General features: G+C 38.0%; 16 protein-coding genes. 13 read left to right on the forward strand and 3 right to left on the reverse strand.

Annotated features, from left to right (window positions below; all coding sequences use genetic code 11):
* Nucleotides 1–12 precede the first annotated feature (12 nt).
* The 11 genes from INE92_RS25200 to INE92_RS25250 all read left to right on the forward strand — a co-directional run bounded on the left by INE92_RS25200 (nt 13) and on the right by INE92_RS25250 (nt 10,867).
* Complete coding sequence (locus tag INE92_RS25200) at nt 13–1,422, forward strand: glycoside hydrolase family 28 protein (protein ID WP_178286125.1); 1,410 nt, start codon at nt 13–15, stop codon at nt 1,420–1,422.
* Nucleotides 1,423–1,452: 30 nt separating this feature from the next.
* Nucleotides 1,453–1,788 carry a hypothetical protein gene (locus INE92_RS25205; protein ID WP_008645528.1) on the forward strand — a complete coding sequence of 112 codons (336 nt, stop codon included), beginning with the start codon at nt 1,453–1,455 and terminating at the stop codon, nt 1,786–1,788.
* A gap of 269 nt (nt 1,789–2,057) precedes the next feature.
* Nucleotides 2,058–2,750, forward strand: coding sequence for a hypothetical protein (locus INE92_RS25210; RefSeq protein WP_008645524.1), 693 nt, complete (start codon nt 2,058–2,060; stop codon nt 2,748–2,750).
* Nucleotides 2,751–2,788: 38 nt separating this feature from the next.
* The gene (locus tag INE92_RS25215; protein WP_008645522.1) at nt 2,789–3,514 is read left to right on the forward strand and encodes a DUF4369 domain-containing protein; all 726 of its coding nucleotides are present in this window, start codon (nt 2,789–2,791) and stop codon (nt 3,512–3,514) included.
* A 437-nt stretch (nt 3,515–3,951) separates the two neighbouring features.
* The gene (locus tag INE92_RS25220; RefSeq protein ID WP_230296849.1) at nt 3,952–4,278 is read left to right on the forward strand and encodes a DUF4251 domain-containing protein; all 327 of its coding nucleotides are present in this window, start codon (nt 3,952–3,954) and stop codon (nt 4,276–4,278) included.
* Between the two features lie 641 nt (nt 4,279–4,919).
* The gene (locus INE92_RS25225; RefSeq protein ID WP_008645514.1) at nt 4,920–5,621 is read left to right on the forward strand and encodes a hypothetical protein; all 702 of its coding nucleotides are present in this window, start codon (nt 4,920–4,922) and stop codon (nt 5,619–5,621) included.
* Nucleotides 5,618–6,436 (forward strand): DUF4369 domain-containing protein, encoded by an 819-nt coding sequence (locus tag INE92_RS25230; protein ID WP_015532422.1) that lies wholly within the window; start codon nt 5,618–5,620, stop codon nt 6,434–6,436. Before INE92_RS25225 ends, INE92_RS25230 begins: the two co-directional genes overlap by 4 nt.
* Nucleotides 6,429–6,803 carry a DUF1573 domain-containing protein gene (locus INE92_RS25235; protein WP_015532423.1) on the forward strand — a complete coding sequence of 125 codons (375 nt, stop codon included), beginning with the start codon at nt 6,429–6,431 and terminating at the stop codon, nt 6,801–6,803. The genes INE92_RS25230 and INE92_RS25235 overlap by 8 nt, the downstream gene beginning before the upstream one ends.
* A 514-nt stretch (nt 6,804–7,317) precedes the next feature.
* A complete protein-coding gene (locus INE92_RS25240) occupies nt 7,318–8,481 on the forward strand; it encodes an O-antigen ligase family protein (RefSeq protein ID WP_232289484.1) in 1,164 nt (387 codons plus the stop codon).
* Between the two features lie 23 nt (nt 8,482–8,504).
* The gene (locus INE92_RS25245) at nt 8,505–10,454 is read left to right on the forward strand and encodes a discoidin domain-containing protein (protein WP_008645509.1); all 1,950 of its coding nucleotides are present in this window, start codon (nt 8,505–8,507) and stop codon (nt 10,452–10,454) included.
* Nucleotides 10,445–10,867, forward strand: coding sequence for a PD-(D/E)XK nuclease domain-containing protein (locus INE92_RS25250; RefSeq protein ID WP_008645508.1), 423 nt, complete (start codon nt 10,445–10,447; stop codon nt 10,865–10,867). The genes INE92_RS25245 and INE92_RS25250 overlap by 10 nt, the downstream gene beginning before the upstream one ends.
* 291 nt (nt 10,868–11,158) lie before the next feature.
* Here INE92_RS25250 and INE92_RS25255 read toward each other — a convergent pair whose 3' ends face one another.
* Entirely contained in the window at nt 11,159–11,593 is a 435-nt protein-coding gene (locus tag INE92_RS25255) for a DUF6078 family protein (protein WP_032842376.1), read from the reverse strand.
* 558 nt (nt 11,594–12,151) lie between these two features.
* Nucleotides 12,152–13,438 (reverse strand): IS1380-like element ISBf12 family transposase, encoded by a 1,287-nt coding sequence (locus INE92_RS25260; RefSeq protein ID WP_009040242.1) that lies wholly within the window; start codon nt 13,436–13,438, stop codon nt 12,152–12,154.
* A gap of 278 nt (nt 13,439–13,716) precedes the next feature.
* Here INE92_RS25260 and INE92_RS25265 point away from each other — a divergent pair, with 278 nt between their 5' ends.
* Entirely contained in the window at nt 13,717–15,384 is a 1,668-nt protein-coding gene (locus INE92_RS25265; protein ID WP_203462761.1) for an ISL3 family transposase, read from the forward strand.
* 80 nt (nt 15,385–15,464) lie between these two features.
* Complete coding sequence (locus INE92_RS25270) at nt 15,465–19,751, forward strand: hybrid sensor histidine kinase/response regulator transcription factor (RefSeq protein WP_032842389.1); 4,287 nt, start codon at nt 15,465–15,467, stop codon at nt 19,749–19,751.
* Between the two features lie 65 nt (nt 19,752–19,816).
* On the opposite strand, the gene INE92_RS25275 is transcribed toward INE92_RS25270, so the two are convergent.
* Nucleotides 19,817–20,956: a glycoside hydrolase family 88/105 protein gene (locus INE92_RS25275; RefSeq protein WP_004320924.1), complete on the reverse strand. Its 1,140-nt coding sequence runs from the start codon at nt 20,954–20,956 to the stop codon at nt 19,817–19,819.
* Nucleotides 20,957–21,142: the final 186 nt, after the last annotated feature.

Consider the following 21,142-nt stretch of genomic DNA (forward strand, 5'->3'; position numbering starts at 1 on the left):
AGGATAAGAATTATGATGAGAAGAACTATTAATTTACTACTGATGTTGCTTTTTGTGGCAGAGGTAACATCTGCGAATACTGTTGATTTTGATAAAGCATTTAAAGAAAGCGCCCGTATCGAAAAACAGATTAAACGGACCTCTTTTCCGAAACGAACATTTCTTATAACTGATTTTGGAGCAAAAACGGATGATGAGGCTAATCCTTGCCATGAAGCCATTAATCAGGCTATTTTACAGTGCAGTCTGTCAGGAGGTGGCACAGTAATTGTTCCTAAAGGCACTTTTTATACCGGACCTATTACTCTAAAGAGCAATGTGAATTTCCATCTCGAAGAGGGAGCTGTTTTGAAATTCTCTACAGATCAAAGCCTTTATTTTCCTGCAGTTTTAACCCGTTGGGAAGGAATTGATTGCTATAACGCTCACCCCTTGATTTATGCTTATGGTGAAAGCAATATTGCCATAACAGGAAAAGGTATTATTGACGGACAAGGTAGCATGGAAACTTGGTGGCCAATGTGTGGGGCCGTAAAGTATGGTTGGAAAGAAGGCATGGTGGCTCAACGCAATGGAGGTCGTGAACGTCTGTTGATGTATGGTGAAACATCGACTCCTGTCTACAAGCGTCTGATGAAGCCGGAAGATGGTATGCGTCCGCAGCTATTGAACTTACATTCCTGCCACACCATCTTGATTGAAGGTGTTACTTTGTTAAACTCTCCATTTTGGGTGATTCATCCTCTTTTCTGCGAGAGCTTGATTGTTAGCGGAGTGACTGTTTTCAATCGTGGACCTAACGGAGACGGATGTGATCCTGAATCTTGTAAGAATGTGTTGATAGAGAATTGTACATTTGACACGGGTGATGATTGTATTGCCATTAAATCAGGACGTAATGAAGACGGGCGTAAATGGAATATTCCCAGTGAGAACATTATCGTACGTGGTTGCATGATGAGAAATGGACATGGAGGAGTAGTGATCGGCAGTGAGATTTCCGGTGGTTACCGTAACTTGTTTGTAGAAGACTGCCGGATGGATAGCCCGAATCTGGATCGTGTCATTCGTATTAAGACGAGCACTTGCCGTGGAGGACTTATAGAAAATGTATATGTGCGCAATGTAACGGTAGGACAATGTCGTGAAGCTGTACTTCGCATCAATCTGCAATATGAGAATCGGGAGAAATGTAAGAGAGGGTTTGACCCGATTGTCCGTAATGTGCATTTGAAGAATGTAACTTGTGAGAAGAGTAAATTAGGTGTGCTTATTATCGGATTGGAGGATGATAAACATGTATATAATATCAGTGTAGAGGATTCTCACTTTAATAATGTAGCCAAAGGAGCAAATGATATTAAAGGGGCGAAAGATATTACTTTCAAAAACCTTTATATCAATGGTGAATTGGTGAAATAGGGCATAATTGTAATAGATAAAAATCCAGCTATGAATGAAGAAGAATGGAAGACTGTCTATGACGTACAAATTTATGTTACATCTTTATCAGCAATAAGTGATTGTAATTGGAATAAGTTAGAATTCTGGATAAATCTTCATCAGGATGGTTTTATCTATAAGTTGAGACGTTATTACCCTGTACTTTCTGAAGATGATATACATATCATTCTTTTGTTACGTATCGATTTTAGTAATGCGCAGATTTCAGAGTTGTTCCATATTCTAGGAAGTTCTTTTCGGATACGCCGTAGTAGATTGAAAAAGAAAATGAATGTTTCTTGTGAATCTATTACCGATTTTATTAAATCATTACGTTTAGAATAATCTTTCTTTAAAAAACATATTTAAATGCGTATACATTGGCTGTGTATACGCATTTGTATACGGTTGAAATTTGTATTCCAATTTATAAATGTCGTCCTTTGTTACAACAAGAACGATAAATTCTTATTCGTACTAATAATATGGAAAAATGCAGCTCCTTATCTTATGTGATATAGATGGAATTGGAAGTGAATTATACAATTTTTACAAATATATGATATTGCTTTGAAAAAGATATTCAAAATTAGTAATCTCTAAAAGTAATTCTTATGAAAAAGTGGAATTTTGGCTTTGTTATGATTGGATTAGCCTTTCTAATCAGTATTTTAGTACTTAGTTGTCAGACGGATGAAACTGACGAATACTCTCAACAGGCAGTAGATGTGACTGCTGCTGATCTTTTTATTGCTTCGGAAGCTTATCAGAACTTGGAAAAAGAAATAGGAAAGGACATGAGAAGAGAACGAAACGCAATCTCTAAATTGTCTAAAGAAGACTTGGAACAATATCGTTTACTCCGAAAAGGTATGCTTAATGTTGAGACTCGTACAGAAGCAATTACTCAATTAAAGATTCTGACAGGATATGATTATCAAGCTAACCGTGATCGTATTTCTTCCTTGGTCAGGGACGTTTTTAAAGATGTAAATTTTACTAAATTAGAGTTGATGAGGGCACGACAAAAAAGTCGAATGTGTAAAGTTGTGATTACACGAACAGATACCAATGCAGAATTACGTGAAAAATGCAAGAATGATTGTGATGAAACGACTAAAGAAGATATAATTGCATGTCATAACCATTTTAACGAGAATATTAAAGATTTACCTGCTAGTGAATTTCCAGATGGTGAAAGCTATAAATTCTGGGTAAAAGTAAGAGATGCCTGTATATCGGCTGCACAAAGGGAGGAAGAAAATTGTAAAAAAAATTGTGATAAAAGCTATCCAGATGAGGAATAAATTTTAATTGTAAGAGTTAATATTTAATAGTCGTAATAATGAAAAAATATCTATTCATTTTTATTTTCGTATCTATAGCCCAGCTATTTTACGGTCAAGGAAAATATACCATTCAGGGTGAATTACCCGACCATTCGTTAGATGATAGTTATTTGCGTTTGACTAATAGTTCAGCTCTTAGTCAAGAAAAAGAACGAATTAAACATTTATTTATTGATAGTATATTGGTGGTTGATGGGAAATTCCATTATGAAGGTGTACTTTCACAAAAGCCATTCTTAGCGTATCTTTCTAGTGCAAGGACAGGAAGAAATATGTTGGATTTGGGCCTGTATTTTATAGTTGAGCCTGGTAATATTCATATCCGCATCGCTAATTGGGCAGATGAGGGTGTGGTATCAGGTACTCCTATTAATGAAGATTACAGTACCTATATGATTGGCACAAAGAGAAGTATGGAAAATCAATTACTTTTTTTAGAAAAATATGCCCAATACCCGGATGTCGTACGATTCCACTTATCTTTTTTATTGAACGGACGAAGAATGTCAAGGGATCCTAATTTTCCAAAATATCTACAGATTCTCGACCGAATGCCTAAAGCAGATCGGGATATTCTTTTGGCTTGGCTGGACTATACTATTAAAAAGTATGAATATGAAAAAAAGACCAAACCATTATTGGACAGTATACGTAACAATGCTCCTCGTTTCATCGAGACTATTCCGAGTAATTCATCATCAACAACGATGAAAAATAAGTAGAATTTTAGTCTTATTGTGATTTGTATGACGTGTTTTTGATTATGAAATTGACAATCAGCGGGAGAATAAGTGCCCTATATGTTACTACCTTAAAAATAGTTTTATGAAAAAAAGCAAAGCTTTCTTGAATATGGTTGTGTTAACCTTTTTAATAGCTATATCTATGCTTAGTTGTCAATCGAATGATGATTATTTGCAAATCGGAATAGGCAATTGTGAGAGTAGCAATGGTATGTGTCCTATAACCGTATTTCATTAGGCTTTTTATACATCCATATTTAAGTTATAATCTAATATGAAAGTAAAAAAGCAAATTCTTGTTCTATTTTTGACAATGCTGGTAGAAATTCCGATTCTTTCTGCCCCAAAGCAAAAAAGAACAAAAAAAACAAAAGGCGGAAGTTGTCGGAAAGATTATTACATCAAAAGTCTACAAGATAAATGTAGGTACTTGCATTCTTCCATATAAAGATCCTATATTATTGAATGAGTCTGATTATTCAATAGAAATTAAAAATGATTCAATTTTTTCTGATCTTTTTTATCTCGGTCAAGCTGATATACCATACAGGAGAGGAGCAGAACTTTACTTTCAGGCTCCTTTGAAAAAATATACTGTGGATATAGATAAAAAGAAAAATGCTCACATCAAGTTTTCTGCAAATACAACAATAGGTAATTGCAACTTTTATATTAAGGTATATTCCAATGGAAGTGCGAGCATTTATATCACCTTGCAGCAGGGGAAAAGTATCATTTTTTAGGAGAATTAAATATGTGAAGAGAAGAAACGGAGTCTCTGTAACACTTAAATTATTATCATGAGAAAATATCTATTCATATTAATGTTTGTATCTATAGCCCAACTATTTTACGGACAAGAGAAATACACGATTCAAGGTGAATTTCCAGATAATTCGCGATTAGGGAATCTGAACTCTCTCAATATCTACGCATTATTAATTCAATGCCCCAAGCGGATCGAGATGCTTTTTTGTCGTGGTGGGATTATATTATAAAAGAACGAGAATTTAAAAGGAAGAGCAGAATAATATTAGATAGTTTGATCGGTGATCCACCTCGTTTCATCGAGACTATTCCGAGTAGTTCATCATCAACAACTGTAAAAAATGAGTAAAATCCTTGGTCTTTAAAAAACGCATATACATTGGCTGTGTATACGTATTTGTATACGGTTGAAATTTGTATTTAAATTTATAAATGTCGTCCTTTGTAACAGCAAGAGCAATAAACTTTTATTCGTACTAATATTATGGAAAAATACAGTTCCTTATCTTATTTGATATAGACAGAACTGGAAAATGAGCCAAACGATTATCTACTAATATCTTGGTATCGCCTTGAAAAAGATATTCAATATTATTAATCTCTAAAAGTAGTTCTTATGAAAAAAATGAATTTAGGCTTTATTATGGTTGGATTAGTTTTTCTAATCAGTATTTCTGTGCTTAGTTGTCAGGCGGATGAAGCTGACGATTACTTTCAACAGGCAGAAGATGTGACTGCCGCTGATCTCTTTATTGCTTCGGAAGCCTATCAGAACTTACAAAAAGAAATAAGGAAGGGGATTAGGCGAAGGCGAAACGCAATTAACGAATTATCTTCAGAAGGGAAGGAACAGTATCATCAGCTTAAGAAACAATTGTTGAATTCTGAAACTCGTATGGAAGCAAGAGTGCAATTGAATATTTTGTTAAAATATGATGAACGAACCGAACGGAATAGAATTTTTTCTATATTTCAAGAAGTTTATGAGGGAGTTGATGTCACCCGATTAGAATTAATAAGAGCTCGGCAAAAATATCAAATGCATAAAATTGTTATTGGTACACGAGCGGAAGATCCAGAGGCACTTGAGAATTGTAATAAAAAATGTGATGGTGATATGGAACAAGGTGTAACTAATTGCTATGAGATATTCAATACATGTCTTGAAAATGTACCGGCAAAGGAAAAATTATATCAAGAGGGACCTAGATATGAGGCATGCGTAGATAGTCATGATTTCTGTTTGGATTGTTGTTATTTTGATTTAACTGGGTGTCAAGATGCTTGTCAGGCGGCATATGGTAAAAAAGAAAAATGATAAATTTAATATATATAAAAATGAAATATAGTAGTATATTGCTAATTATCGCATTCGTTTCTATAGCTCAACAGTTTTATGGACAAGAAAAGTACACCATTTGGGGTGAATTACCCGACCATTCGTTGGATAATAGTTATTTGCGTTTAGTTAACAATTCTGCCATTGGTCAAGAGTATGAGCGCATGAAACATTCATTTATTGATAGTATATTGGTGGTTGACGGGAAATTCCATTATGAAGGTGTACTTTCACAAAAGCCATTCTTAGCGTATCTTTCTAGTGCCAGAACAGGAAGAAATATGTTGGATTTGGGCTTATATTTTATAGTTGAGCCTGGTAATATCCATATCCGTATCGCTAATTGGGCAGATAAGGGTATTGTATCAGGTACTCCTATTAACGACGATTATAACAGATGTATTATCGAACAGCAAAAAAAAGTGGATAGAGAGCGTTCTCTTCAAAATAGAAGTGCATCTTTCAGAGATGCATACATACATGCCAACGAATGTAGACTTTTTTTCTTAGAGAAATATGCTCAATATCCAGATGTCGTACGATTCCACTTATCTTTTTTGTTGAACGGACGAAGAGCATCAAAGGATCCTGATTTCCCAAAATATCTACGGATTCTCGACCGAATGCCCAAAGCCGATCGAGATATTCTTTTGGCTTGGCGGGACTATACTATTAAAAGAGAAGAATATAGAGAAAAGACCAAACCGTTGTTGGATAGTATACGTGATAATGCGCCCCGTTTCATCGAGACTATTCCGAGTAGTTCATCATCAACAACTATAAAAAATGAGTAAAATCCTTGGTCTTATTGTTATTCTGCTGATTTGCGTTTCTTGCAATCAAAAAAGGAAGGCAGAGATGTCCCTGTCTTCCTATACACACGATTTCGGAATAATTAGTTCTGATATAATTTGTCGTGATAGCATTACAATCACCAATGTAGGCAATGCCAGATTGGAGATAGGAGAGATCGAAACTGGATGTGGATGTACACAAGCATCGGTGGAGAAGTATGAATTAAATCCTGACGAATCGTGCTCGCTTCATTTTTCTTTCAATCCGAAAGGAAAGGGATTAGGAGCGAAAGAAGAATTAATTATTATCAATGCAAATACAGACTCCCTCTTTTATATTCTGCAAGTTAAGGCAATTATTCAGTGATAATGTTTTTACGTTTTCTTTTTTACTTATCACCACCTTATACTTATCGGCTGATTGGTTTATGGATAGGTATTTTATGCCTAAAAATATAAGTTTCGTTGTCGGCATCATATTATGGGGAGGTATTTGCATAGGGAACTGGAAGCGAAAAATTAGACTGTCTGTTGATTTTCTATTTCTGTCTTTTACTGTTTTTATGGGATATGTTTTCGTTTGCAGTCTCTTTACATCACAATATATACACAGTGTATACATTGTATCTGGATGGATTCTTTTTGTGTTGATGCGTAATAGAAAAAATCCTACAGAAACATTTAATAGCATTTTAGCTGTCGTTGGAGTTTTGTCGGCCTTGTATGGCTTGCTGCAATATGTAGGGTGTATAGAAATTCAATCTTATTTTCCAGTTACCGGTTCTTTTGATAATCCCGCCGGATTTGCTGCGAGCATCGTTCTCTGTTATCCTTTTCTTTTGTGTCATTCTTCTAACGGAAAAAGAAGAACGTTCAAGGTTATGGCGTGCCTTCTCCTCATTATAGTCGTTATCTTATCCGGTTCGAGAACAGGTGTACTTACTTTATGCGTAGTAACACTCCTTTTTTATGCTCTCCGTTATCGGAAGTTAATTCATAAAAGGCGCATCTTTCTTATCAGCGGAGGCGCTTTGTTTCTAATAAGTTTATTCATTGGACTGATTTATCTAAAACCAGCTTCCGCTTCCGGTCGTGTTCTGATTTGGAAAGTATCTGCCGGATTGTGTAAGGAACATATAATTCAGGGAAACGGACTTGGTTCTTTTAAGGCGGATTACATGCCGGAACAAGCCAAATATTTGTCTTCCTCCCATGCTGATGAAAGCGATAGAATATTGGCAGGAAACACGAATTATCCATTTAATGAGTATCTGTTGCTGCTGATTGAACAAGGACTTATAGGAATCGCTTTATTCTTATTGTCGTTGATTGCTGTTTTTCGAAGTAATGTGGCATTTGACACTCCAGCCATACTGACGCTTGTTTCTATTGCTATATTTTCCTGTTTTTCTTATCCATTCAAATATACTTTTGTTTGGTTCATGATTATCTACTGCTTCGCTTCACTTAATCAACGGGAGGTTGCTCTACGAACAATACGTTTCAACAAGCCATTTTTATTGATTATTCTTTTTATACTCTGTTTCTTTTTGATTAAGAATATCATTTTCGAGCGTACATGGAAACGAATTTCGTTGGTTGCAGAAAAGAACAATGGTTTGCTGGATAATGAATTATCTGTATTTACCAAGCTATATGATGAGTGGAATGGCAATCCCTATTTCTTGTACAATTATGCATCAGAATTGAAAAATGTGGAATTGTACAAACAAAGCGTCAACATATTCTTGCATTGCGAATCTTATATCAATACGTATGACCTGCAAATGCAATTGGCGGATAATTACTATCAAATGGAATGTTGGGAAGAAGCTGAAAGACGATATAAGCTGGCACAATGTATGTGTCCTAGCCGTTTTCTTCCATTACAAGGACTTTTGAGGGTCTATGTAAAATCTGATAACTGCATACTTGCCGAACGGATAGCTTTAGAAATAATAAATAAACGAATAAAGATACCATCTTACACTGTTACTATCATACAAGAAGAGGCTAGAAACTATTTGCGTAAAAAGAATATTTAATTATAAACTAACAATAAAACAAAATGAAAGCTACATTCATCTTTCTTTTTCTTGTTTTGCTTTTCAGTTGTCAAAGCTCTGAAGAAAAACAGTTGGAAAAGGTGCTGACACTGGCGGGCAATAATCGTCCGGAACTCGAAAAAGTGTTGGAGCATTATAAAGAAAACGAAGCTGACAGTTTGAAACTTAGAGCTGCCAAATTTTTGATAATGAATATGCCCGGACACCAGTCGTATATAGGGAAAGATATTGAAGAATATTATGTCGAAGCTGAAAAGATTATCTTCTCCGACAGAAAGATTGATGAACAGGTGAATGAATTAAATAACTTGTTGTTAGAGTTTCCATCAGATGATTTTGAGTTTAAGGAAGATTACTCTGTCATAAAAGCCGACTATCTGATACAGAGTATAGACGCGGCTTTTGACGATTGGCAACAAGGTCGTTGGGCAAGAGGCATTACATTCGATGAATTTTGTGAATATATGCTTCCTTATAAGTGCGTAGAGTTTCAGGCTTTTGATGATTGGCGCAATGTGTTGAAACCGATAGCTAATGACACATTAGGCGATTTTTCTTATAATGACATTTGGAATAAAACACCCTATCATGCGGCAGAAGCTATTAATATTAAACTACGTGATACCGTTATTGTCGATTTGAAAAAGCCTCTGAAGTGGCATGCGTTATATAAGGTTCCGTTTTGGTGCAATATTCCTTCCAATTCTTGTGAGACAAGGACAAACACAGCTTTAGCTATCATGCGCAGTAAGGGGTTTGCGGTTTCGTATGATTTCGTTTTGCAGTGGCCTACAAAAGCACATGCACATTCGTGGCTTAGTATTTTGATAGATCACGATCGCCGAATGGTATGTGAAGGAGGACATGAACCTTTTTTAGCTGCCTTACGACCGGGGGAGTGTAAAGGAAAAGTATATCGAAGAACATATTCTCCCAATTCGGCCTTAGTCCGGCTGAATAAAGAAGCTGGTAGTGTCCCGTCAACGTTGCGCAATGTGTTTATAAAAGACGTTACGGATGAATATGCAACGACCATTGATCCTGTTTTTCCTGTACTTTCCGGGAAAAGAGAACGCAAAGAAAGATATGCGTATCTGGCTGTATTCGACAATGCGAAATGGATTCCTATTTGCTTTTCGGAAATAAAAGATAGTAAGCAGATTGCCTTTGATAAAATAGAGAAGGGAGCTGTCTATCTGCCGGTATATTATATAAATGGAAGGGTTCGTCCATTCAATTATCCTGCTTTGTTGAATGAAAAAGGTGAACTGGAGTTCTTGAATCCCGATAACACATCCAAAAGAAGTATTAGTTTAAAACGGAAATATCCCTTAACACGCAAAGCGTTCACTACAGCACTCCGTTTAAAACACAGCATGTTTCAAGCAGCACACAAGGAGGATTTTAGTGATGCCGTCACAGTACATACGTTCAAAGAGTATAGCGTATCGGGTAGTATAAATGTGAGCGATACTACAAAGTATCGTTATTGGCGTTATATCTGTCCAAAGCCCTACCGCTGTAATATTGCAGAATTGATGTTCTTGGATAAAGAGAATAAAAAACTGACAGGAACAATTATTGGTTCTGAAGAACGAAGTAAGAATCCTCATTATAGCCGTTCTGCTGCTTTTGATTTAGATCCGTTGACATTTTTCGCATCTAAAACTTTAAGAGATGGTTGGGTAGGATTGGATTTGGGCAAACCGGAATCTGTTGGAAGAATAGGCTATATGACACGTAATGATGACAATAATGTTCGTATTGGAGATACTTACGAGCTTTTTTATTGGGATATGGATTGGGTGTCGTTGGGCAAACAAATAGCTGACGATTTTAGTCTAACCTTTCACCATGTACCACAAAATGCTTTACTTTTATTGAGAGATCTTACTAGGGGGACGGATGAACGAATTTTCTTGTATAAAGATGTTAAGCAGATATGGTATTGATTCATCGGCAAAATGCCATCCGTGAATTTATCGACGGCGAGGCGCACGTCAAGGGATTCCTGTTGGCTTACTTAGGGTTGACGCAGGGCTACATCCTTCTTCCCGAATACGAATCTTCCAAAGGTTATGCGGACTTCTACATGATGCCCGATCTGGTGCGCCAGCCGGACATAGTCTACAGCTATATCGTGGAGGTGAAGTATGCCCGCCGTGACACCTCCGATGCCGACATCGCCTTGCTGAAACGTGATGCGGCAGAACAGTTGCGCCGCTATGCCGACGATGGGAAGGTGGCCCGCACGAAAGGGAATACCCGGCTTGGATTGATTACGCTGGTGTTCAAGGGATGGGAATTGGTGGCACTGGAGAAGCTGGCGTCCAGAGCGGATTGCGAAAATGAATCAGAAGCCTAAATATGGTATCCGATTTTTTTTAATATTTATGCTTGAACATTTGGACGGGGGTCTGCGCAGGCTTCTTATTATAAGGGGAATATGACGCATGTGTAACCTTTAGGTCTTCGCTTACCTGTTAATCTTTATTTGTGCTAAAAGTTTCGCAGGTTTCATCGTTGTGAAACTTTATTTCTATCGCGATGGAACTTTTTTTTCATTGCGATGGAACTTTTTTTTCATCGTTATGAAACTTTTATTCAATTCCTATGAAATATTTTCGCAAGTATCTTTCCCGTCACAATCTGTGGCTTACCAGTCATAATCTTCAATGTATTCGTCGAAGTTAATCTTTGTCTTGATGCCGTGTTCCAGGAAAACGTCTGCGATTTGTTTCTGTTCCGATGGATGAAGTCGACGTTGTTTGTTGCGAATACGGTAGTACATACTTTTCCCCATTAAAGATTTAAGGCTATTTTGTATGGCCATAGCTTTTTTGTGCGGAACGTCGTCTAATATATGGCTGATGCCAAGTGCAAAGGTCGTGAGAGTGTATGCGCTGAAATAGGAACATTCCTTTTCATTCCCCGCTACATGGTTGATGTTGATCGCTTCGTAGTGAGGAACACTTTGGGGCACAATCATCGCAGCCTGAAAACGGAGGCATTTGTTGCGGCGCGGACATTTGGTGTGGTTGCAAAACAGATACATTTTAGGTATATCATCGTATGTAAGTGGCTTATTCATTGTTTTTATCATATTCAACTTTTATATCAGACGAATTTGATACAAATATAAGGATTTATCTTGAAATACAGAATTTGCTTCACTTGTTCTTATTTTTTTAGATGACAACCTTTTTAGAATAAAGACATTCCACCTGCAAACTCCTTATTTATCGAAGAAACAGAGAAAAGTGAAGGAGATGGAAGAATTGACCATGTTATAGAGAAAAGCATTGAATTGTTCAAAACCGTACCGATTATGAACCAATGCAAATCATTGGTCAGTATATGGAAAAAATGACATAAATATGGATAATAATCCTTGTTTCGAAATAGACTGCTAAGTTTTTTGTATTTATTATTCCTTTTGGCTAGTTTTGCTTGTATAAATCTTAAAAAACTATGAAAACCTCAAATCCGCAACTAAGCCCTTGAACGTCCTTATTGCGTTTACACGTCCTCTCATTACTGAATTTGCAGATAATTTGAACTTGAAGCACCCACTTCTGCCTACAATATCCCCTTACCCCACAATGTGACTTGAGGCAATACACAATATCATTCCCATAAGTTGTAGGCATTATCCAAAATCAGTCTGGAAAACATCTGCGTAAGCATTATTACAGGTATAGATGTTCAGCACATACCGCCTTGATGTCCTGATCCACTTGGCTGGTACAGAGATAAACCTGAAGACAAACGCTTTTATGCGACTTGTTGCATTGAGCCCGAACTTCTTTACGTCAAGTCTTTGAATAATGGCCTTGTAAAAGTTACGGATAAGTGCTGTAAGAAGAAGGAACACTGTGTTCTCTGCCATGAAGGATTTGGGCAATCTGTCCCACCCGAAACCATTGTTCATATCATCGAAGATACGTTCCTTTCCTCCACGAAGGTTATAGAACTCGACAATTTCTCTTACGGAAGAATCATAGTCGTTAGTCAGGATACAACGGTATGTGTATTCTCCTTCCCAAAAATCCTGCACACCATCCATCCGTTTCTGTCTTTGAATCACAAGTCGATATGCCTTACCTTTCCACTTCTCAACAAGGATAGAGTTCAATTCAAACTCAATGCCATTGATTTCCTCAGTTTTCCAGCCTTTGAGAGCAAAGGTGTCATTGTAGATCGAACTGCAGCGGTTAGCACGGATATAGAAGGACTTGCAGTGTTTTTCTATTTCCTCCACGATTTCCTCGGAACATGATCCACAATCAGCTCTGAAGCGATTGATAGTGAGCCCATTCTGTTCAAATCTCGCAAAGAACCTCTTCAGCGTGTCCTTCTGATGGAAACGAACATTTGTGTTACCATCGCTATTCTCTATACCGACTATCAAATCGCCAATAACCGCCACGCCAGGGCGATAACCAAGGAACTTCTTGTATGTAGGCTTTGCATCATACTTCTCTGTCTCTATGAACTGATGGTCGAAATCAACATCATACATCTCACCCTCTTTCAGTTGGCCAGATGCAAATATACAATTGAGCAATAAAGTATTGAGAGTGTCAGCCGTATTGAAATCGTAGGTCTTGCCCATATCTGATGTGTATGAAATGTTTTCTTGCGTCAACTCCTTTATCGCCCTGAGGATAGTATCAGAGCTACAAGTGCGAAGTGTCGGATGAAGCGAGAGGTGGTTCATCAAATGAGTAGTGACATCCTCAATACATGAACCGCTACAGAAGTAGATACTCATGAGAGAACGGATGATTTCGCTGTACTGATAACCGAACGATCTACACCTTAGACCGAGGGTTGAGTCGATTACAGATGATAATGTGGAGTCAAATTGCTCCATGATTGAAAATAATCCCCCAAAAGGAGTGAGTCTCTCAGATTTAATTTGTATCTTCGCCATGTCTATCGTCGGATTCTCTTGTTTTTTTTGCAACACTAAGATAAGTGAAAATTCTGACATGGCAAAATCCTGAGCAACTTTTTGTTGCTCAGGTACTTAAAAAGTTTAATTTATAATAGTGTTGCGGAATTAAGGGAAAAGAGGTTCTTCGTCAAATTTGGTGGTAATCTCTTTTTTATTTCGATGGTTTTCCTCTTCTTCTTTCTTAATCCTATAAAAAGTTGTAGATATGTTTGCTTTTTAGTAACTTTAAAGACACCACATCATTAAGAGTTACAATGCAACAAGCCATATCTACAACGTACAAATATACATCAAAAAAAGAAAATCCTCCTACAAATAGGGGATTATTCCATGATTTCAGATTCAGTCCTGGCTACGATAATCTGCAACAAGATGGTATCTCTGAAGCTGTTGGTTCATTGACGGTCTTTTTACATACGGCTGGCAAGGGGGCTTCCTGTCCTTATTGCGGACATTTCAGTCACCGATTACACAGTTATTACTCCCGTCATATTCAGGATCTTGAAGTTTACGGTCATACTTTGGAGTTAGTCATAAAGGTTGGCAAATATTATTGCGAAAATGTTTCTTGTCCGCGAAAAATATTCTGCGAACCGTTGTCTTTTCTGGCTCGTCGGTATGGTAGACGGAGCTATCTTGTTGAGGAACGCATCAGATCGATAAGCTTGGAACTTACTTCCCGAAAGGCCTCTTCTCTTTTGCAGCTGTTCCATATAACGGCCAGTAGCTCTTCCTGCTTACGCATCCTACAACAGTGCGGGCAACATAATCCTATGCATAATAAAAGTATTTATGTAGGTATTGATGATTTTGCCTATAAAAAAGGTAAGGATTATATGAGTGTGGTCGTAGACCAGATGACACACATGCCTATTGCTTTGTTAGAGGATAGAAACGGAGAAGCGCTTGATAACTGGCTCACCCGGAATCCTCAAATACAATATATAACGAGAGACCGTGGAAGATGTTTCACAGAGGCTATAAACAGAATAACCCCTGGTGTTACACAAATCTGCGACCGGTTCCATCTAACCAAGAATATGACGGACACGATGATACCGGAAATAGAGAAAATGATTCGTCAGACCAAGCAAAAGCTCAAATACGAATATCCTGACAGAGACACGGCTTCTTCGTTAATTCTTCAGGACATATTTAACATGGGAGATGTCCGACACAGAGAAAAATTGAAGATATACAGGGAAAGCCTGAACTTAAAAATGCAGGGGATGACCATTGAGCAGACAGCCGCGCATTTGGGCAAGAAAAGTCGCTACATTTATAAGCTCATTCACAACAGGAGAATAGGGGCATACTTGAATGAGCAACAGAAGACAGCTCTTAAATATGTATCCGAACTGGCTACAATCATTAGTGCGGGCTGTATTACCCGAAAAATATTGGCACAAAAAATGGGGAGTAAAATCAGTGGCGCACTTATTGGAAGGATAACATCCAGCTTGCGAAAAATGTATCAACAAAAGAGGAAGGAAGTCAAGGAGCATAATGAGAGCATTGAAAACGGAAGTAAAACACAGAGAGTTTCACAGAATCAGATACGCAAATACATTCTAAAGGGAGAATCGGATAATCCTAAACTAGCGGAACTATATAAGTCCTCACCACAGATTAAAGAACTCTTAAGCGTGTGTCAGAATTTCAGAGATATGATTAATGGGAACACTTATGATAAGGATATTAGAAAGTGGATTGAAAAAGCGAAGGCAACACGGAATATGGCACTGACGAACTTTGCATATGGTATTGAAAAAGACTGGGAGGCAGTACAGGCAGCTATTGATATCCCCTTCAGTAACGGATTACTGGAGGGGACAGTGAATAAAATTAAAGCGGTAAAAAGGCAGATGTACAATAGGGCAGGAAGCAAACTACTGAGAGCCAAGATTCTTTATTCACAATAGAAGAAGTACCACCAAATTTGACGAAGAACCGGAAAAGATGTATCTTTGTAACCAGCAATCAAAATAACCCCAACCACTATATGAAATATAAATTATTATGCCTCTTCGTTTTATTAAGTTTTTCTTTATCGGATTTGTATGCTGATATTGAACTTAGTTCCAAACAAATGAGAACCAGTGATGGGCTACCTAGTAATTCTGTACGATGCATGTTTCAGGACAGTAAAGGGTTCTTATGGTTGGGTACTTTAGACGGATTGACCCGTTATGATGGAAATACTTTTCTTACTTATCAGTTGGAAAGTGGAAAACACGATCAGATTTCTTTAGCAGATAACAGAATAAAACATGTGGCAGAGGATAAGAACGGTTTTTTGTGGATAAAGACTGTACCGGAATTATTCAGCTGTTATGACCTACAGAAAGCTTGTTTTGTAGATTTTACCGGTACCGGAAGTGATGGAGAGAACTATTCGGAAATATTTATGTCCTCTAATGGAGATGTGTGGCTTTGGCATAGAAGGAACGGTGTACGTCAAATTGTTTGTGAGGACGATCGGACTATGACCTCTGTGAAGTTTAGAACGAAATTTGGAAACCTGCCCGATGACCGGATTAAATTTATAAATGAAGATTCTAGTGGCAGGATCTGGATTGGTACCATGCAGGGACTTGCGTCTGTTTATAAAGGGAAAGTTGAATTTATCGATAGGAAATTGAATTTTTCTTCTTCTTTCCCTCATGGAGAGGATATGTATTTTCTGACAAAGAGTGGAGATGTGTATCGCTGTGTAAATGGATCGAAAAAAATAGACTGTTTAGCGTCGCTGTCTGCTATTGCCGGTAATACATCTGTCAGTACACATTCATTGATAAAAGATAAATGGGTTATATTTACTTCTAGCGAAGGGGTATATGAATTTGATTTTCAGAATTTTCAAATAACTCCTTGCCGGGAATTGAAAATAAATAATGGAAAAGTTATTCATGACAATTATGGAGATTGTTGGGCTTACAATAACACTGGACGAATTTATTACATAAACTCGAAGAGCGGAGAAATAAAGAATTTTCAACTGATTCCTGAAGAGAAGATGAAATATATAGATTATGAACGCTATCATGTGGTGCGTGATGACCGGGGGATTGTGTGGATTTCAACTTATGGAAACGGACTTTTCACCTACGATATTCAGGAGGACCGGTTGGAACACTTTGTTTCCGAAGGGAAGAATGCAGGACCTATAGGGTCAGATTTTTTGTTATGTTTGATGAAAGACAGAACAGGAGGGATATGGGTAAGCTCCGAATATTCCGGTTTGTCTCATATTTCCATTTCAAATAAAGGCATTACACATGTCTATCCAGAATCACCGGATGTTTTTGACCGTTCGAATACAATCCGGTTACTGACTAAAATGTCGAATGGAGATATATGGGTAGGAACGCGAAGAGGTGGATTGTATAATTATGATTCTCATCTGAAAACTAAAATAGATAATCATTATTTGCCCTATAATATTTATGCGATTTCAGAAGATAGTCAGGAGAATATATGGATAGGAACCCGGGGAGACGGACTAAAAATAGGAGATACGTGGTATAAAACGGATCCGTCTAATCCTTTTGCCTTATCTCATTCTAATATTTATTCCATTCTTCGCGATAAGAAAGATCGTATGTGGGTGGGGACATTTGGAGGAGGACTGGATCTGGCAGAATCAACGGAAAAAGGACAATACAAGTTCCGTCGTTTCTTTCAAGGAAAGAAGTATGGCTTACGGATAGTCAGAGTAATGGCAGAAGATGAGAAAGGGATGATATGGATGGGCACAAGTGAAGGTATCTGCATTTTCCACCCTGACTCATTGATCGCTAATGAAGATAACTATCATTTGTTCAGCTACACCGATGGCAATTTTTGCAGCAATGAGATTCGTTGCCTGTTTCGTGATAGCAAAGGGCGCATGTGGGTAGGTACTTCGGGTGCCGGGCTGAATCTATGCGAACTGTCAGACGACTGTCAGTCTTTGAAATATACACATTATGGAATAGCGGAAGGACTGGTTAATAATATGGTGCAATCTATTTTGGAAGATCATTCGGGACAATTATGGATTGCTACGGAATATGGAATTTCAAGGTTCAATCCCAACAGCCATTCTTTCGAGAATTATTTCTTCTCATCTTATACATTAGGAAATGTGTATAGCGAGAACAGTGCGTGTATGGGGGCAGACGGTAAACTGATTTTTGGAACAAACTACGGATTGACGATTATTGACCCGAAGAAGATTCCAACAGAGAGATTGCTTTCTCCTATTGTTATCACAGGATTGTCCGTTAATGGAATTCAGGTGAAGCCTAATATGCCGGGTTCTCCTTTGCAAGAATCTTTAGCCTATTCGGATAAGATTACATTGAAATATTTCCAGAATTCTTTTATGCTTGATTTTTCTACTCTCGATTATTCGGATAATGGTCAAATCAAGTATATGTATTGGCTGGAAAACTATGACAAGGGATGGAATGTTCCGTCTTCGTTAAGTTTTGCCACTTATAAATATCTGGAGCCGGGCAGTTACATTTTCCATGTGAAATATTGTGATGGTGCCGGTATTTGGAATGATACCGAAACAACTTTGAAGATTGTTATCGTGCCTCCGTTTTGGAAAACAAATTGGGCTATGCTTGGATATTTCATCCTGATGTTAATAGCTTTGTACTTTACATATCGTATCATTTTTAATTTCAATAGGTTGCGCAACCGCATCAATGTTGAAAAACAACTGACAGAGTATAAACTGGTATTTTTCACAAATATCTCTCATGAATTCCGTACTCCGCTTACATTGATCCAAGGAGCATTGGAGAAAATGTACCGGATGGATGATATTCCACAAGCCTTATTGCATCCGTTGAAAGTCATGGATAAAAGTACACAACGTATGTTGAGGCTGATTAATCAGTTGCTGGAGTTCAGAAAAATGCAGAACAACAAGTTGGCTCTTTCTCTGCAGGAAACTGATGTAGTTGCTTTCCTGTACGAAATATATTTAAGTTTCAGTGACGTAGCAGAACAGAAGAATATGGATTTCCGCTTTTTGCCGTCTGTGCCATCCTATAAAATGTTTATTGATAAAGGTAATTTGGATAAGGTGGTGTATAACTTACTTTCAAATGCTTTTAAGTATACTCCTTCGGGTGGGACAATTCTGTTTTCTGTGAATGTGGATGAGGTGAAGAAGTGTTTATACATTCAGGTAGCGGATACCGGAGTAGGTATTCCTAAAGAAAAGCAGGGAGAATTGTTTAAACGTTTCATGCAAAGTAGTTTCTCCGGAGATAGCATTGGAGTAGGGTTGCATTTGAGCCATGAATTGGTGCAGGTGCATAAGGGAACGATTGAATATAAAGATAATGAAGGGGGAGGTTCCGTATTTACGGTATGTATTCCGACTGATAAAACTGTTTATTCGGAAAAAGACTTCCTGGTTCCCGGCAATCTCCTGTTGGAAGAAGCGAATATGCAGACTCACCATTTGCAGGAGCTTTCAGAGGAATGTCAGGAACATGAAAAGACAGTCACCACATCAAGAAAACATAAAATATTAGTCATCGAAGACGATAATGATATTCGTGGGTTCCTGCAGGAGGAGCTTAGTGCTTATTTTGAAGTAGAAGTGGCTGCGGATGGAATATCCGGATTTGAAAAGGCATGCAACTATGACGCAGACTTGATTATCTGCGATGTATTGATGCCTGGGATGACCGGTTTCGAAGTGACAAAGAAACTGAAAACTGAATTTGCGACAAGTCATATTCCTATTATTCTGCTGACTGCCTTGACTTCACCGGATAAGCACCTGGAAGGACTTGAAGCGGGAGCGGATGTTTATGTTGCAAAGCCATTTAGTTTTAAGCTTTTGCTTGCGCAGGTGTTCCGGCTGATAGAGCAATGCGAAAAGTTACGGAAGAAGTTTTCCAGTGAACCGGGGGTAGTGCGTCCTGCTTTATGTAACACGGACCGGGATAAGGAGTTTGCAGATCAGTTGGTGGCTGTGGTGGAAAAGATTTATTCTCAATACAACATTTCTATTGATGAATTTGCGCAGATGATGGGGATGGGACGAACTGTGTTTTATAAGAAATTACGCGGAGTGACAGGATACTCACCGAATGAGTATTTGCGTGTCGTACGAATGAAGAAGGCTGCCGAACTGTTTTTGACCGAAAGGGATCTGACTGTTGCGGAAGTTTCTTATAAAGTGGGTATTAACGATCCTCTTTATTTCAGTAAATGTTTTAAAGCGCAGTTTGGAGTATCTCCTTCGGCTTACCAGAAAGGGGAGAGAAGTAAAACGTAGTATATACTTACCTTGAATCCGGTTTGTGAAGGATAGACCGGATTCAAGATAAGTATGTTTATCAGTTACATATTGAGGTCTAATTTATAGATTTCACTTCCGGCAAGAAGGAAACATCCTGTTCCGAAATCCTCAAAATCAGGAACTTTGTCGTATGTGACAGGTTGACTGTCTTTCGGTTCTTTGCCGGTTCCCTGTACATAACCAAGAAAACCATTCGGGTGAACTGCATCCTTCACCATAGCATTCCATGCTTTTATGATTACAGGCAGATAGGTCTTTTTATCCAATAGACCGTTGCGTACGCCCCAAGCCATACCATATACGAAAAGAGCTGTGCCGGAAGTCTCTTTGCCTCCGAAGTTTGACGGATCGTGGAGGCTGACATTCCAAAAGCCATCTTCACGCTGGCATTGTTTCAGTGCTTTGCTCATAGCCATAAAATCATTGATGTAATCTTGGCGATGTTTTTCATCAGATGGAATTTCGTTCATTACCCGCACCAAAGCTGCGTATACCCATCCGTTACCACGGCTCCAATAACAGTTTTCGCCATTAGGCTCTTTGTATGGAGGATCGAAATTATGGTCTCTCCACCACAAACCTTCTTTGACATTGAACATTCCGTTCTCTCCGTGTTTATTACGGGTATATTCGTACATATCCCACATTTTGTCGAAGTACTTCTGTTCGCCTGTAAGTTTCCCCATTTTGGCAAATATAGGCATCCCCATCTGGATAGCATCTATCCACCACCAGTCGTTTATTTGTGGAGTATTGACCAGCATATCCATATTGGCTTTCGTTTTCCGTATTTTTTCAGGATCGGGGCAAATGTTGTATAAATCGAGATAGATTTGGCTGGCGCAGTAATTATCTGCATTACGGGTGGTTGTCCCACGGTGGAAGCCCCATTGGTGGTAATCCGCCCATTCTTTGGCATAGAGATAATATTCGTCTGCGGGATAGATGGAGTAGAGTGCCATTAAGCCTTCGTAATATACGCTTCGTGTCCAGATATTACTGGGGCGAACTACTTTTTTCACAAAGGAAGGAGTGCGATAGTCGGCATATTTCTTCATGAAATAGTCGTTCACATGAAGAGTTACTTTCAGAATTTCTTTTTTATCGGGAACTGTCTGTGCTTTTATGTTCCCGTAACTCAATATTACTCCTGCAAAAAATAGTATAAGATGCTTTTTCATTTTATAATAAATTAGATTACTATTGTTCTTAGATTTAGGCACGCAAAGGTGAGCCTTTCTTTACCTGTTGCAAAGAAAATGCATTGTAAGGAAAGTGATATTGAAATTTGTACGGAAAATATGTAATATTAGACTTTATTCTTTATTCATATTAGTCATGGATAAGAACCAAGTATGAATAATTAG

It is taken from the genome of Bacteroides xylanisolvens (assembly GCF_018289135.1).
GTDB lineage: Bacteria > Bacteroidota > Bacteroidia > Bacteroidales > Bacteroidaceae > Bacteroides > Bacteroides xylanisolvens.

What these genes read in the sequence shown, in the direction of transcription:
- INE92_RS25255 (WP_032842376.1), bottom strand. Translation starts at nt 11,593, where the DNA reads ATGAATAAGCCACTTACATACGATGATATACCTAAAATGTATCTGTTT.
- INE92_RS25245 (WP_008645509.1), top strand. Translation starts at nt 8,505, where the DNA reads ATGAAAGCTACATTCATCTTTCTTTTTCTTGTTTTGCTTTTCAGTTGT.
- INE92_RS25215 (WP_008645522.1), top strand. Translation starts at nt 2,789, where the DNA reads ATGAAAAAATATCTATTCATTTTTATTTTCGTATCTATAGCCCAGCTA.
- INE92_RS25260 (WP_009040242.1), bottom strand. Translation starts at nt 13,438, where the DNA reads ATGGCGAAGATACAAATTAAATCTGAGAGACTCACTCCTTTTGGGGGA.
- INE92_RS25235 (WP_015532423.1), top strand. Translation starts at nt 6,429, where the DNA reads ATGAGTAAAATCCTTGGTCTTATTGTTATTCTGCTGATTTGCGTTTCT.
- INE92_RS25240 (WP_232289484.1), top strand. Translation starts at nt 7,318, where the DNA reads ATGGCGTGCCTTCTCCTCATTATAGTCGTTATCTTATCCGGTTCGAGA.
- INE92_RS25230 (WP_015532422.1), top strand. Translation starts at nt 5,618, where the DNA reads ATGATAAATTTAATATATATAAAAATGAAATATAGTAGTATATTGCTA.
- INE92_RS25270 (WP_032842389.1), top strand. Translation starts at nt 15,465, where the DNA reads ATGAAATATAAATTATTATGCCTCTTCGTTTTATTAAGTTTTTCTTTA.
- INE92_RS25225 (WP_008645514.1), top strand. Translation starts at nt 4,920, where the DNA reads ATGAAAAAAATGAATTTAGGCTTTATTATGGTTGGATTAGTTTTTCTA.
- INE92_RS25265 (WP_203462761.1), top strand. Translation starts at nt 13,717, where the DNA reads ATGCAACAAGCCATATCTACAACGTACAAATATACATCAAAAAAAGAA.
- INE92_RS25275 (WP_004320924.1), bottom strand. Translation starts at nt 20,956, where the DNA reads ATGAAAAAGCATCTTATACTATTTTTTGCAGGAGTAATATTGAGTTAC.
- INE92_RS25205 (WP_008645528.1), top strand. Translation starts at nt 1,453, where the DNA reads ATGAATGAAGAAGAATGGAAGACTGTCTATGACGTACAAATTTATGTT.
- INE92_RS25250 (WP_008645508.1), top strand. Translation starts at nt 10,445, where the DNA reads ATGGTATTGATTCATCGGCAAAATGCCATCCGTGAATTTATCGACGGC.
- INE92_RS25210 (WP_008645524.1), top strand. Translation starts at nt 2,058, where the DNA reads ATGAAAAAGTGGAATTTTGGCTTTGTTATGATTGGATTAGCCTTTCTA.
- INE92_RS25200 (WP_178286125.1), top strand. Translation starts at nt 13, where the DNA reads ATGATGAGAAGAACTATTAATTTACTACTGATGTTGCTTTTTGTGGCA.